Here is a 14,226-nt window from a genome sequence, read left to right as displayed (position 1 = left end):
ACAACGTCACGATAACGGGCCGCTAACCCTTCACTCAGCCGCCGCCATCCGCATCGGCTCCTCGCCCTCCATCGGCCTCAGCCCCAGCTTCGCGAGCAGCGCCGCATCCTTGCTATCCCCAGCATTCGCGGTCGTTAGCAGCTTGTCGCCGGTGAAGATGCTGTTCGCCCCCGCCATGAAGCAGAGCGCCTGCGTCGCCTCCGACATGCTCTCGCGCCCCGCGCTTAACCGCACCATGCTCAGCGGCATGGTGATGCGCGCCACCGCGACGGTGCGGACAAATTCAATGTCGTCGATCTTGGCGAGCGGGGTGTCGGCCAGCATGTCGCCGAGCACCGTGCCCTTCACCGGCACCAGCGCGTTGATCGGCACGCTGCCCGGATGTTCGGGCAAGGTCGCGAGCGCGTGAATAAAGCCGACGCGGTCGGCGCGCGTTTCGCCCATGCCGACGATGCCGCCCGAACAGACGTTGATCCCGGCGCTGCGCACTTCCTCGAGCGTGTCGAGCCGCTCCTGAAAGGTGCGCGTCGTAATGACATTGCCGTAATTTTCCGGCGAGGTGTCGATATTGTGGTTGTAATAATCGAGCCCCGCAACCGCGAGCGTCTGCGCCTGCTCCTTGCTCAGCATCCCCAGCGTCATGCAGGTTTCCATGCCCATCGCGCGCACGCCTTCGACCATCTCGACAATCGCGGGCATGTCGCGGTCCTTGGGGTTGCGCCAGGCGGCGCCCATGCAGAAACGCTGCGAGCCGGAATCTTTTGCCTGCGCCGCGGCTTGCAGCACCGCGCGGACGTCCATCAGCTTGGTGGCTTTCAGGCCGCTGTCAGCGTGCTTCGACTGCGAGCAATAGCCGCAATCCTCAACGCAGCCGCCGGTCTTGATGCTGAGCAGGGTGCACAGCTGGATCTCGCCGCGCGCGTGGTGGCGGCGGTGGACGCTTTGCGCCTCCCACATCAGTTCGTCGAACGGCAGGTCGAAGAGGGCGGCGATTTCTTCGCGGGTCCAGTCGATACGCGACTCCCCTCCCGCCTGCGGGAGGGGCAGCGAGACTTGCGAACGCAGTTCGCTAGTCGCAGCGGGGTGGGCATTTCGGGCGCTGGAGCTCGCTTCGCTCGCGCCCACCCCTAACCCCTCCCGCAAGCGGGAGGGGGACTGAATTTCATTACTCACGCAGCTTCTCCAATCGGCGGCATATTATGCCCCAGCAAGCGCAGCACATCGGCCGCGCATTCCACAACATTCGATCCCGGCCCATAAATCCCCTGCACCCCGGCATCGCGCAGGAAATCATAATCCTGCGGCGGGATCACCCCGCCCGCGATTACCTTGATGTCGGTGCGGCCCGCTTCGCGCAGCTTGTGGATAAGTTCGGGGATAAGTGTCTTGTGCCCCGCCGCCAGACTCGATGCGCCGACGACGTCGACCCCGCTGTCGAGCGCCAGCACCACCGTCTCGTCGGGGGTCTGGAACAGCGGTCCCGACACGATGTCGAACCCCATGTCGCCGAACGCCGACGCGATGACGTTGGCGCCGCGGTCGTGTCCGTCCTGCCCCATCTTGGCGACCAGCAGCTTGGGCCGACGACCCAACCGCCGCGTCACCGCCTCGACGCCGTCCACCACCTGCGCCCAGCGCGCGTCACCTTCATAGGGCGCGGCATAGACCCCCTTCACCGGCGTCGGCTGGGTGCCATAACGGTCGAAACTTTCTTCCATCGCCGACGAAATCTCGCCCAGCGTCGCGCGCGCCCGCGCGGCTTCCACCGCCAGCGCGAGCAGGTTGTTCTCGATGCTCGATGGCTTGGCCGCGCCATCGCGCAGCGCGGTCAGCGCCGCCTGGCACGCCGCCTCGTCGCGCTCGGCCTTGGTCTTTTTGATCCTCGCAATCTGCCCCTCGCGCACCTTGGCGTTATCGATGTCGAGCGTTTCAAGCAGATCCTCGTCCTTCAGACGATATTTGTTCACGCCCACGATGACATCGTCGCCGCGGTCGACGCGCGCCTGCCGCGCCGCCGCCGCGGTCTCGATCATCGCCTTGGGCCAGCCCGCCGCGACCGCCTTCGCCATGCCGCCTTCGGCCTGGACGCGGTCGATGATCTCCTGCGCCTTGTCGACCAGCTCCTGCGTCAACGCCTCGACATAGTAAGAACCACCCAGCGGATCGACGACCTTGGTCATCCCCGTTTCTTCCTGGATGACGATCTGGGTGTTGCGCGCGATGCGGGCGGAGAAATCGGTCGGCAGTGCGATCGCTTCGTCGAGCGCGTTGGTGTGCAGCGACTGGGTGCCGCCGAGCATTGCCGCCATCGCCTCGATCGTCGTGCGCATCACATTGTTGTACGGGTCCTGCTCGGTCAGTGACACCCCCGACGTCTGGCAATGCGTGCGCAGCATCTTCGACCGCTCGTCCTGCGCGCCAAGCGTTGTCATCGCGCGGTGCCACAACACGCGCGCCGCGCGCAGCTTGGCGATTTCCATGAAGAAATTCATGCCGATCGCGAAAAAAAAGCTCAGCCGCCCGGCGAATTTGTCGATGTCGAGCCCCGACGCGACGCCATATTTCACATATTCCATGCCGTCGGCGATGGTGAAGGCCAGCTCCTGCACCTGTGTCGCGCCGGCTTCCTGCATATGATAGCCGGAGATCGAGATGCTGTTGAATTTTGGCATCTCGCGCGACGTGTAGCCAAAGATGTCGCTGATGATCCGCATGCTCGGTTCGGGCGGATAGATGTACGTGTTGCGGACCATGAACTCCTTCAGAATGTCGTTCTGGATGGTCCCGTCGAGCAGCTTGCGATCGACCCCCTGCTCCTCGCCCGCGACGATGAAGAAAGCGAGGATCGGGATCACTGCGCCGTTCATCGTCATGCTGACCGACATCTGGTCGAGGGGAATGCCGTCGAACAGGATCTTCATATCCTCGACGCTGTCGATCGCGACCCCCGCCTTGCCGACATCGCCGGTGACGCGGGGATGGTCGCTGTCATACCCGCGGTGCGTCGCAAGGTCGAAGGCGACCGACAGGCCTTTCTGCCCCGCGGCGAGGTTGCGGCGATAAAAGGCGTTCGATTCCTCGGCGGTCGAAAAGCCTGCATATTGCCGGATCGTCCATGGGCGGCCCGCATACATCGACGCGCGCACGCCGCGGGTGAAGGGCGCGAAACCGGGCAGGCCGGGGTCGGTGGTGACGTCCTCGGCCGTGTAGAGCGGCTTGACGGCGATCCCCTCGGGCGTGTGCCAGGTGAGGTCTTTGCCTTTGACTTCCTTGTCGGCGGCGGCGGACCATTGGTCGAGGGTTGGCTTGTCGGTCATATGCAGTCTCTAATCCCAAACCCCCTCTCCCCTTGCGGGAGAGGGATGCGAAGACTTGGCGGCTTTGCCGCCTAGTCGTAGCTGGGAGAGAGGTCGCGGGCCGCAGGCTCGCCAACCAACCCCTCTCCAAGTTCCGGTAGGGAACAAGTCCCCAACCTCCACTTTCCTTCCCCGCAAGGGGGGAGGAGCAATTAATGCGCCTCCTTCGGCGTCTCCATAATCTCGGTCAGCACCCCGCCCATATCCTTGGGATGCAGGAAGAAAATCAACGTCCCATGCGCCCCGATCCTTGGGCTCCCCAGCACCCGCTTGCCCAGCCCCTCGAACGCCGCCTTGGCCGCATGAATATCGGGCACCTCGTAACACATATGATGCTGTCCCCCCGTCGGATTCTTCTCCAGAAATCCCGCGATCGAGGTGTTGCCCGGCAACGGCTCGATCAACTCGATCTGCGTGCCGTTCAGCGCGCCGTCGGCGCCCGGCGTATCGACGAAACACACCTTCACCCCCTGCTCGGGCAGGTCGAAAGGTTCATGGATCTTCGTCGCGCCCATCACGTCGCGGTAAAAGACGATGCTATCGGCGATCGACGGCGTCGCAACGCCGATGTGGTTGAGGCGGCCTAGTTTCATTGAGCACTCCAAATTTCGCCGGGTTTCATCAGCCCCTCACGCCAGGCACTGAGCTCGGCTTCACACTTCGCCAGCACGCTGCGCAAACCGTTCAAATCGAACTCCGCCTTCCAGCCATCAGAATCGAAAAGCACGCTCGTTTCACCTGCGGGATTCATGGAAATGTCGAATAGCACATTGCTATCCAACCTGACCTCGACCCCAATGATGTCAGGATCGTTGGCCGATACGAACTGATAACTCAATTGATCGACGTCGATCATTTCAGAGCGGAATATTGTCATGCTTCTTCCACGGGTTCTCCAACTGCTTGTTACGCAATTTCCGCAACCCCAACGCGATCCGCTTGCGCGTATTATGCGGGTGAATAACCTCGTCGATATACCCCCGCGACGCGGCGACGAACGGGTTGGCGAAGCGGTCCTCATATTCCTTCGTCCGCTGCGCGATTTTCTCCGGATCGCCGATGTCGCTGCGAAAGATGATCTCGACCGCGCCCTTGGCGCCCATCACCGCGATCTCGGCGGTCGGCCACGCGTAGTTCAAATCGCCGCGCAGATGCTTTGACGCCATCACGTCATACGCGCCGCCATAGGCTTTGCGCGTGATCACCGTGATCTTCGGCACCGTCGCCTCGGCATAAGCAAACAGCAGCTTCGCGCCATGCTTGATGATGCCGTTGAACTCTTGCGCGGTGCCGGGCAGAAAGCCGGGGACGTCAACGAAGGTGATAATCGGGATTTCGAACGCGTCGCAGAAGCGCACGAAACGCGCCGCCTTCTTCGACGAGTTGATGTCGAGCACCCCCGCCAGCACCAACGGCTGGTTCGCGACGATGCCGATCGTCCGCCCCTCGATGCGCCCGAAGCCGCAGATGATGTTGCCCGCATGCGCGGGTTGCACTTCAAAGAAATCACCCTCGTCGACCGTTTTTCGGATCAGCTCGTGCATGTCATAGGGCTGGTTCGCGTTGGGCGGGATCAGCGTGTCGAGGCTCGGTTCGGCGCGGTCGAACGGGTCGCTGGTCGGGCGAACCGGCACCCCGCTGCGGTTATTTTCGGGCAGGTAATCGAAGAAATCGCGCGTCGCGAGCAGCGCCTCGATGTCATTCTCGAACGCGATGTCGGCGACCGAGCTTTTGGTCGTGTGGGTGATCGCGCCGCCCAGCTCTTCCTGCGTGACCACCTCGTTGGTCACCGTCTTCACGACGTCGGGGCCGGTGACGAACATATAGCTTGAGTCTTTGACCATGAAGATGAAGTCGGTCATCGCGGGCGAGTAAACCGCCCCGCCCGCGCACGGGCCCATTATAAGCGAAATCTGCGGCACCACCCCCGACGCCAGCACATTGCGCTGGAACACCTCGGCATAGCCGCCCAGCGAGGCGACGCCTTCCTGGATGCGCGCGCCGCCGCTGTCGTTGATCCCGATGATCGGCGCGCCGACCTTCATCGCATTGTCCATGACCTTCATCATCTTCTGCGCGTGGCGCTCGGACAGCGATCCGCCGAAAACGGTGAAATCCTGGCTGAAGACATAGACGAGGCGGCCGTTGATCGTCCCCGATCCGGTGACGATGCCGTCGCCAGGGATGATCTGGTCCTGCATGCCAAAATCGGTGCAATTATGCTCGACATAGGTGTCGAGCTCTTCGAACGAACCCTCGTCGAGCAGCACATCGAGCCGCTCGCGCGCGGTCAGCTTGCCCTTGCTGTGCTGCGCATCGATGCGCTTCTGCCCGCCGCCCAAGGCAGCGGCGGCGCGGCGGCGTTCCATTTCGGCGATATTGGCGGACATTCGGCTCTCCCGGCGCAGTTCAAAGTGTCGTTTGCCCGGTTAGGGAGCGCCAGGCAAATGCGAATTGGCAAAGTTGCAAAGTCATAGTTTGCAAACTAGGCTGCCAACGATGGTTCAAAACCGACTCTACGCCGGGCGGCAACTTCGCCAACTTCGGGAAGCGCGCAACCTCCGCCAGTCGGACTTCGCCGCGCGGCTCGGCATTTCGGCCTCCTACCTCAGCCAGATCGAGCATGACGACCGCCCGCTGACCCCCGCCCTGCTCGACAGGCTGCAAAAGCTGTTCCCGCTCGAATGGGAAGAAGTCGCCGCCGACGCCGGCGATCGCCGCGCCGGGGCGTTGCGCGAGGCGGCCGCCGACCCGCTGTTCGCTGCCGCCCCCCTGCCCCCCGAACAGCTCGAGCGTGCCGCCCAGCAACAGCCGCAACTCGCCGACCAGTTCGTCGCGCTCCACGCCGCCTATCGCCGCGCGGGCCAACGGCTCCAGATCATCGACGAGGCGCTGACCGGCGGCACCGCCGAGGGCAGCCGCCTGCCGTGGGAGGAAGTGCGCGACTGGTTCCACGATGCGGGCAATTATGTCGACAGCATCGACCGCGCCGCCGAAACGCTGGCGGGGCAGCTGCGCGGCAAATCCCCCTCCCCCGCGATCGAGACCATCGAGCGGCGGCTGCGCGACGCGCTGGGCATCTCGATCGTCTATACGCAAACGCAAAGCCTGCGCGATTTCGACGCGACGATGCGCCATCTGGTGATCGACCCGTCGCAGCCCGCCGAAAGCCGCCGTTTCCAGCTCGCACACCAGCTCGCCGCGCTAGCCTTGGCGCGCGAGATCGCGGCGGTCGTCGAAGCGTCGCCACTGCGCACCGCCGCCGCACGACAACTCCTCCACGTCGGCCTCGCCAATTACGCCGCGGGCGCGGTGCTGATGCCCTATGCGCCCTTCCGTGCCAGCGCCCGCGCGGTGCGCCACGATATCGACCGCCTGCGGATGGACTATGGGGTCAGCTTCGAACAGGCCTGCCATCGCCTCTCGACCCTCCAGCGCCCCGGCGCGCGCGGCATTCCGATGTTCTTCTGCCGGGTCGACATGGCGGGCAATATCACCAAGCGGCACAGCGCGACGCGGCTGCAATTCGCGCGCTTCGGTGGTGCTTGCCCGCTGTGGATCGTCCATGAAGCCGCGGCGATCCCAGACCGCATATTGTTCCAGCTCGCCGAGACCCCCGATGGCCTGCGCTATGTGTCGATGGCGAAGGGGCTGGTGAAACCGTCGGGAAGCTACGCGCGCAGCCCGCGCCGCTACGCCGTCGCCTTGGGGTGCGAGGCGCAATATGCGGGGGACTTTGTCTATGCCGACGGGGTCGATGTCACCGCGCCGCAAGCCGCGACGCGGATCGGCCTTTCGTGCCGCATCTGCCCGCGCGACGATTGCGATCAACGCGCTTTTCCGCCGAGCGACCGGCCGATTTTGGTCGATCCAGATCGGCGCGACGTGGTGCCGTACCGGATCGGGTAACGACGCGAAGGTCGCCCCAAAGACCGTTCGTGTCGGGCGAAGTCGAGACACGTGAAGTCGCGCGCGAACCACGCGTGTCTCGACTTCGCTCGAAACGAACGGAAATAGTTGTTCCGCGATACGCTATTTCAGCAACACCAGCTCTTCCGCCATGCTCGGATGCAAGGCCACCGTCGCGTCGAAATCGGCCTTGGTCAGCCCAGCTTTCACCGCGACCGCCGCCGCCTGCAAAATCTCCGGCGCATCCGGGCCGATCATATGCAGCCCGACGACCTGGTCCGTCGCCTCGTTGACGATCATCTTGTACAGCGCGCGTTCGTTGCGGCCCGCGAGGACATTTTTCATCGCGCGGAAATCGCTGGTGTACACACGCACCGTACCCAGCTTGTTGCGCGCCTCGGCCTCGGTCATCCCGACCGCGCCGATCGGCGGGTGGCTGAACACCGCACTCGGCACATTGGCGTAGTCGACGACGGTCGGCTTGCCGCCGAAGACGCTGTCGGCAAAGGCCTGCCCCTCGCGGATCGCGACCGGGGTCAGCTGGATGCGGTTGGTGACGTCGCCAACCGCGTAGATGCTCGGCACTGACGACTGGTTCGTCTCATCGACCTGGATCGCGCCGTCCTTGTCGCGTTCGACCCCGACCTCTTCCAGCCCCAGCCCGTTGGTGTTCGGCACCCGGCCCGCGGCGACCAGCACGATGTCGGCGTCGATCGGATCGCAATTGCCCAGATGGACGGTCAGCGAGCCGTCTTCCTTCTTTTCGATCGACTCGAACGGCGCGTTGAACTTGAATTCGATGCCCTTGGTCATCGAAATTTGCAGCAGCCGGTCGCGGATCTGCTCGTCATAGCCGCGCAGGATCGTGTCGCCGCGGTTGACGATCGTCACCTTGCTGCCGAATTCGTTGAAGATGCCGGCGAACTCGTTGGCGATATAGCCGCCGCCCGCGATCACCACGCGCTTCGGCAATGTGTCGAGGTGGAACACCTCGTTCGAGGTGATCGCATGCTCGCTGCCCGGAAATTCGGGGACGAAGGGCCAGCCGCCGGTCGCGATCAATATGCGTTCGGCGCTGATTTCCTGCCCGTCGGCGAGGCGCACCTTTTGCGGCCCGACGATCGTCGCGCGCGTCTTGAACAGCGTGACCTTGTGATTGTCGAGCGTCTGGCCGTAGAGCCCTTCGAGCCGCGCGACCTCGGCCAGCACATTGTCGCGCAGCCGGTCCCAGTCGAATTTGCAATCGGGAACGTCCCAGCCGAAATGGCGCGCGTCCTTCAGATCCTCGGCGAAATGCGCGCCGTAAACGAGCAATTTCTTGGGCACGCAGCCGCGGATGACACAGGTGCCGCCGACCCGGTGTTCCTCGGCAATCGCTACGCGCGCGCCGTGCGACGCGGCGACGCGCGAGGCGCGAACCCCGCCCGACCCGGCACCGATGACAAACAGGTCGAAATCGAAATCGCTCATGTGGGAGACCCCTGAAAACTGGCTTGGCCGGCATTCGCCGCCGGCGCCTATGTGGTTACGTGGCGGCGCGATGCCAATCGATTTTTGCCATCACAGACAGTGGCGCGATTTTATTCGCCCAGCGCCGCGGCCATCAGCGCCTGCGTCGCGGGGTCGAACTCGACCGTGCCCTCGGCCAGCCCCTTCGCCATGTCCTTGCCCAGCTCCACCCCGAACTGGTCGAACGGGTTGATCCCGAGCAGAACCGCATTAGCGAACACGCGATGTTCGTAGAAGGCGATCAGCGCGCCCAGACTGCGCGGCGACACCTGGTCGAGCAGGATCGTCGTCGACGGACGGTCGCCAGGATAATTGCGCGCGCCATCCTCACTCGCGCGACCGGTCATCAGCGCCGCGCCCTGCGCGATGCAATTGGCGACGAGCGTTTCGTGATGCGCATCGTCGAGCAAATGGTCGGGCTCGCGCGCGACGACGAACTCGACGGGGACAAGGTGGGTGCCCTGATGGAGCAGCTGGAACACCGCATGCTGCGCGTCGGTGCCCACGCCGCCCCAGGTGATCGGCGCACTGGCGCGGCCGACCGGTTCGCCGGCGAGCGTCACCGACTTGCCGTTCGATTCCATCTCGAGTTGCTGCAGATAGCTTGGCAGCAGCCGCAGCCGCTCGTCATAGGCGAACACCGCGCGGGTCTGGCACCCGAGCCGGTTGGCATAAAGCTGATCGACGAAGGCGGCAAGCAGGCCGACATTGTCGGCGCCGTCGCACAGGCGGAAATGGCGGTCCATCTCGGCCGCGCCTTCCAGCATCTCGGCAAAGGCGTCCCAACCGAGCGCGAGCGCGGCAGGAAAACCGATCGACGACCATAGCGAATAGCGCCCGCCGACCGTTTCGGCGAAGGGCAGGATGCGCGTTTCGTCGATGCCCCACTCGATCGCGCGCTCGGGCATGGCGGTGAGCGCGATCACCCGCCCCGTGGCATCGGCAACCCCGCCCTCCTCCAGCCATTGCACCGCCGATGCGGCATTCAGCAACGTTTCGGTGGTGGTGAAGGTCTTCGACGCCACCGCGACAAGCGTGTGCGCCGGATCGAAGCGGGCAAAGGCTTCGTCGAGCGCGGCGCCGTCAACATTCGACACCACCGCGACATCGTAGCGGTCGCTGTGGCGGCCCAGCGCATCGACCAGCAGGTCGGGGCCCAGCGCCGAACCGCCGATGCCGATGTGGAGCAGATGGCGGATTTCGCCGAACGCCCCGGCCTCGATCGCATCGACCATCATCCGCATCCGCTGGTGCAGCGCCTGCGCGCGATGCACCGATTCGGGCGCGCCGTCGCCGCGCTCGGCGCTATGTTCGGCGGCGCGGTCTTCGGTGGGGTTGGCGATGCCGCCGGCGAACAGCGTCTTGCGCCGCCCCGCGAAATCCTGCGCCTCCGCCAGCCCGGTCAGGATCGCAACCGCGGCGTCGTCGAGATGGGTCTTGGCGAAATCGAAGCGGATGTCGGCGACGCTGCGCACCAGCGCGCCGAGCCGCGCATCGGGATCGGCGGCGACAAGGTCGGTGAGCTTTCGCGGCTGCCAGTCGGCAAGCGCCTGCCAGGTTCCGTCGGTCGTGGTCATGCTATGGACTTCCCTCTGTTCCCGTTCGTGTCGAGCGAAGTCGAGACACCGTGAGGCCGTTCGGGACCGATGGGCATCTCGACTTCGCTCGATGCGAACGGAATAAATCGTGGCTCAATCCATAGGTCCAGCGCCCCGGTCGCGCCAGCACCATCCGCCGATATTTGCTTGCGCGAAGACCTATTCATCGCCAAATGCCGCGCCATGACCGACGCCAGCATTACTGCCGATAATTCGCCCGCCCCGGCCCCGGCGCCCGCCCCCGCTTCGGCGAAGGAAGAGGCGGTCGATACCGTTCGCTTCCTCGCGCTGCTCGCGATCGCGGTGCTGGTGTTCCGCAGCTTTTTCCTGTCGCCGTTCAACATTCCATCGGAATCGATGCAGCCGCGGCTCTTGATCGGCGACTATCTGCTCGTCAACAAGATGGCCTATGGCTATTCGAAATACAGCCTGCCGTTCAGCATCCCGCTGATCCCCGGCCGGATTTTCCCCCGCACTCCAGAACGTGGTGACGTCGTCGTATTCAAGGCGCCGCCGGTCGCCGACAATGATTATATCAAGCGCGTCATCGGCCTGCCCGGCGACAGCGTGCAGGTGCAGGACGGTATCGTCTGGCTGAACGGCAAGCCGCTCCAGCGCGAGGCGATGCCCGATTTCGTCATTCCGGTGACCCCGAACATGGTCGAGGCGGCGCGCGCGACGGGCACCCTGCCCTGTTACGTGCCCGAGTTCGAGGAAGTCGGCGCCGACGGCCAGCGCCAGTGCCGCTACAAACAGTTCCGCGAAACGCTGCCCAGCGGCAAAAGCTATGCCATCCTCGACATTACCACCATCGCCGAAGACAACACCCCGCTCGTCGTCGTGCCCGAGGGACATTTGTTCCTGATGGGCGACAACCGCGATCGCAGCGCCGACAGCCGCTTCCCGGCGATGGAGAACCAGGGCATCGGGCTGGTGCCCGAAGCCAATCTGGTCGGCCACGCGCTGGTCGGAATGTTCTCGACCGACGGATCGGCGAGCTGGATCAATCCGATCAGCTGGTTCACCGCGGCGCGCTGGGAACGTATCGGGGACGGCTTTTGAGCGATACGCTGGATAGCGGGGCGCTGGCCGAGATCATCGGTAGCGCTCCGGACGATCTGGCGCTGTACGATCTCGCCCTGACCCACGGCAGCACCGGGAGGGCCGATTATCAGCGGCTAGAGTTTCTGGGCGACCGGGTGCTCGGCCTCGTCATCGCCGCCGAACTCTACACACGCTTTCCGACCGCGAGCGAGGGCGAAATGTCGTCGCGGCTGCACCTGCTGGCGTCGGGGGCCACCTGCGCCGCGATCGCCCAGCGGCTGAACCTGACCGCGCTCGTCCGCTTCGGCGCGCAGGCGCGCAACGACGGCGGGCGCTACAGCGACAATATCGCCGCCGACGCGATCGAGGCGCTGATCGGCGCGCTGTATCTGGACCGGGGCATCGACGCGGCGCGCGCGTTCATCCTGACCCAGTGGGCCGAGATGATCGACGGCGACGCCGCGGCGCCCAAACATCCCAAGGCGGCGCTGCAGGAATGGGCGCTCGCCCGCAAGCGCCGCCCGCCTGAATATGAAATCGTCGCGCGCGAAGGGCCCGACCACGCGCCGCGTTTCCGCGTCGCGGTCAGCGTCGGCAAGCTCGCGCGTGCCGAGGCCGAGGGCGCATCGAAACAGGCGGCCGAAAAAGCCGCGGCCGCGGCGCTGCTCGCCGAGCTCGAAGGAATGAAGGCATGAACCATCGCTGCGGCTTCGTCGCCGTCGTCGGCGCCCCCAATGCGGGCAAATCGACGATCGTCAACGCACTCGTCGGCCAGAAGGTCGCGATCGTCAGCCCCAAGGCCCAGACGACGCGCACCCGGTTGATGGGGGTCGCGATGGACGGCGAAACCCAGATCGTGCTGATCGACACGCCCGGCATCTTCGCCCCGACCCGCCGCCTCGACCGCGCGATGGTGGCCGCGGCGTGGAACAGCCTCGACCAGGCCGAGGCGATCCTAGTGATGGTCGACGCCGCGGCGAAACTCGGCGAGCGCGCCGAACGCGTGCTGCAGGGGATCGAGGGCAGGCCGGAAAAGAAGTTCCTCGTCCTCAACAAGGTCGATCTGACCCGCAAGGACAAGTTGCTGACGACCGCGACGACGCTCAACGAGCGCGTCGCCTTCGACGAAACCTTCTTCGTGTCGGCGAGCACCGGCGACGGGGTGCCCGAACTGAAATCGACCCTCTCGGCGCTGATGCCCGAGGGGCCGTGGCATTTCCCCGAGGACGAGGTCAGCGACGCGCCCGAACGCATGCTCGCCGCCGAAATCACCCGCGAGCAGCTCTACCGCCAGCTCCACGAGGAACTGCCCTACCAGTCGACCGTCGAGACCGAGACGTTCACGACGCGCAAGGACGGCAGCGCCGAAATCCACCAGCAGATCCTAGTCGCGCGCGACAACCAGCGCGCGATCATCCTTGGCCACAAGGGCGAGCGGATCAAAGAGATCGGCAGCAAGGCCCGCGCCGAGCTCGCCGAATTGCTCGGCCGCCCCGTGCACCTGTTCCTGCATGTGAAGGTCAAGGCGAACTGGGACGAGGACCGCGGCGTCTATCGCGACATGGGGCTCGATTGGGTCGATTGAGCGCGCGCCGAGCGCACCCACAATGACGCGTTTTTAAATCCGCCGACAATCGTTCGGCGGCGCGGCTCCGTTGAATCGCGCGTCGATCCACGCCAGCGTCGCCACCGCGCTTTCGCGCGCGCTGTTGCCATGGTCGCCGGACATATCGATCCAGTGAAGGCCGGTCCCGCGCCGGCACACCGCTTTCGCAAACTTGCGCGTCACCGACGGCGCGACGATCGTGTCGTTGCGGCTCTGCGCGATCAGCAGCGGCCCCGGCACCCGCGCCGCATCGACGCTGTTGGCGCGCGCGAACGTGCCGAACGGCTCGATCTTCGCGATATCCTTGTTCTTCGTTGCGCGGACGATGGTCAGGATACCAAGGATCGTGCCGAGCTTCGGCTTGGCGTTCAAGCTGACGCAATTATTCTGCGCCAGCCGGGTAATGATCCCCTGGTTCGCGCGATTGGCCACACCATCCATCGAAAAGCCGTACAGCGTCGACCAGCTGTGCAGCGCAAACGACAGCAACAGCGCGCGGGCATTTTTGTCGCTGCCCTCGCGCAGATTGGCGGCGAGGTCGGTCGGCGGCGCCGCGGCGGCGGTGGCGACGAGGGTCAGGTCGGGGGCATAGGATCGCGTCGCGGTCGCGGTCCACAGCGCGGCATGCCCGCCCTGCGATTCGCCCCAGACGGCAAAGCTGCTCCCCGCCGCGGCGCCCGGAATTTCGCGCGCCGCCCGGACGCCGTCGAGCACGGCGTTGGCGGTGTCCTGGCCGACGAGGAAGGGGTGCATCGTCGCGTTGCCAAGGCCGATATAGTCGGGGGCGACGACGACATAGCCGTTCCGAACCGCATCCATCCCGGCGCTCGCGGTGAAGAAGTTGGAACTGAGCGAGGGCGCACATTTTTCGGCGACGCCCCAGGCGCCGTGAGTCCACGCGATCACCCGGCGCGGGCGCGGCGGGATCGCTTCCATCGGCGCCGCAACGATGCCTGTCACGGCAAAGCGCGCGCCGCTGCCGTTGGTGGTCCAATATCGCACCCGCCACGCCTGCACGCCCGGCGGTGCATCGGCCATCGGTTCGGCGGCGATCAGGCGACCCGCCTGCTGCGCCGCGACAGGTTGTGCAAAGACCGAAAGGAAGGTGAGCAGGACGGCGGCAAGCAGGTGGCGCATGGACGGTCTCCCCGGACGCACGCCTCCTATCATGTCTTCGCCGCGGCAGGAATGGCCCACAATCTAT

Annotated in this window: 12 protein-coding genes; 4 read left to right on the top strand and 8 right to left on the bottom strand. The window is 65.1% G+C overall.

The window, feature by feature from the left end; all coding sequences use genetic code 11:
* Positions 1-30: 30 nt before the first annotated feature.
* The 5 genes from bioB to HEQ22_RS06710 form a co-directional block, all read right to left on the bottom strand.
* Positions 31-1,047: a biotin synthase BioB gene (gene bioB / locus HEQ22_RS06730; RefSeq protein ID WP_432770829.1), complete on the bottom strand. Its 1,017-nt coding sequence runs from the start codon at positions 1,045-1,047 to the stop codon at positions 31-33.
* 122 nt (positions 1,048-1,169) lie between these two features.
* The gene (scpA, locus tag HEQ22_RS06725; protein WP_432770419.1) at positions 1,170-3,317 is read right to left on the bottom strand and encodes a methylmalonyl-CoA mutase; all 2,148 of its coding nucleotides are present in this window, start codon (positions 3,315-3,317) and stop codon (positions 1,170-1,172) included.
* A 191-nt stretch (positions 3,318-3,508) separates the two neighbouring features.
* Positions 3,509-3,949: a methylmalonyl-CoA epimerase gene (gene mce, locus HEQ22_RS06720; protein ID WP_432770418.1), complete on the bottom strand. Its 441-nt coding sequence runs from the start codon at positions 3,947-3,949 to the stop codon at positions 3,509-3,511.
* Positions 3,946-4,233 (bottom strand): hypothetical protein, encoded by a 288-nt coding sequence (locus HEQ22_RS06715; RefSeq protein WP_432770417.1) that lies wholly within the window; start codon positions 4,231-4,233, stop codon positions 3,946-3,948. The genes mce and HEQ22_RS06715 overlap by 4 nt, the downstream gene beginning before the upstream one ends.
* A complete protein-coding gene (locus tag HEQ22_RS06710; protein WP_293700755.1) occupies positions 4,214-5,746 on the bottom strand; it encodes an acyl-CoA carboxylase subunit beta in 1,533 nt (510 codons plus the stop codon). The genes HEQ22_RS06715 and HEQ22_RS06710 overlap by 20 nt, the downstream gene beginning before the upstream one ends.
* Before the next feature lie 109 nt (positions 5,747-5,855).
* Between HEQ22_RS06710 and HEQ22_RS06705 the strand changes: the two genes are divergently transcribed.
* Complete coding sequence (locus tag HEQ22_RS06705) at positions 5,856-7,265, top strand: helix-turn-helix domain-containing protein (RefSeq protein ID WP_432770416.1); 1,410 nt, start codon at positions 5,856-5,858, stop codon at positions 7,263-7,265.
* Positions 7,266-7,388: 123 nt separating this feature from the next.
* Here the strand turns inward: HEQ22_RS06705 and gor are convergent, their stop codons facing one another.
* Positions 7,389-8,735: a glutathione-disulfide reductase gene (gor, locus tag HEQ22_RS06700; RefSeq protein ID WP_432770415.1), complete on the bottom strand. Its 1,347-nt coding sequence runs from the start codon at positions 8,733-8,735 to the stop codon at positions 7,389-7,391.
* A gap of 110 nt (positions 8,736-8,845) precedes the next feature.
* Positions 8,846-10,351: a glucose-6-phosphate isomerase gene (gene pgi, locus HEQ22_RS06695; RefSeq protein ID WP_432770414.1), complete on the bottom strand. Its 1,506-nt coding sequence runs from the start codon at positions 10,349-10,351 to the stop codon at positions 8,846-8,848.
* Between the two features lie 204 nt (positions 10,352-10,555).
* On the opposite strand from pgi, the gene lepB reads away from it, so the two are divergent.
* The 3 genes from lepB to era are packed head-to-tail and all read left to right on the top strand — an operon-like array spanning position 10,556 to position 13,001.
* Positions 10,556-11,434 carry a signal peptidase I gene (gene lepB, locus HEQ22_RS06690; protein ID WP_432770413.1) on the top strand — a complete coding sequence of 293 codons (879 nt, stop codon included), beginning with the start codon at positions 10,556-10,558 and terminating at the stop codon, positions 11,432-11,434.
* On the top strand, positions 11,431-12,111 hold the full coding sequence (rnc, locus tag HEQ22_RS06685) for a ribonuclease III (RefSeq protein WP_432770412.1): 681 nt from the start codon (positions 11,431-11,433) through the stop codon (positions 12,109-12,111). The genes lepB and rnc overlap by 4 nt, the downstream gene beginning before the upstream one ends.
* A complete protein-coding gene (gene era, locus HEQ22_RS06680; RefSeq protein WP_432770411.1) occupies positions 12,108-13,001 on the top strand; it encodes a GTPase Era in 894 nt (297 codons plus the stop codon). Before rnc ends, era begins: the two co-directional genes overlap by 4 nt.
* A gap of 33 nt (positions 13,002-13,034) precedes the next feature.
* On the opposite strand, the gene HEQ22_RS06675 is transcribed toward era, so the two are convergent.
* Entirely contained in the window at positions 13,035-14,159 is a 1,125-nt protein-coding gene (locus HEQ22_RS06675) for a lipase family protein (RefSeq protein WP_432770410.1), read from the bottom strand.
* Positions 14,160-14,226 lie beyond the last annotated feature (67 nt).

The sequence above is a fragment of the Sphingopyxis sp. genome (genome assembly GCF_050916055.1).
Lineage (GTDB): Bacteria > Pseudomonadota > Alphaproteobacteria > Sphingomonadales > Sphingomonadaceae > Sphingopyxis.
The sequence above is the reverse complement of the archived record's forward strand: the minus strand, read 5'-3'. Positions and strand labels throughout refer to the sequence as shown.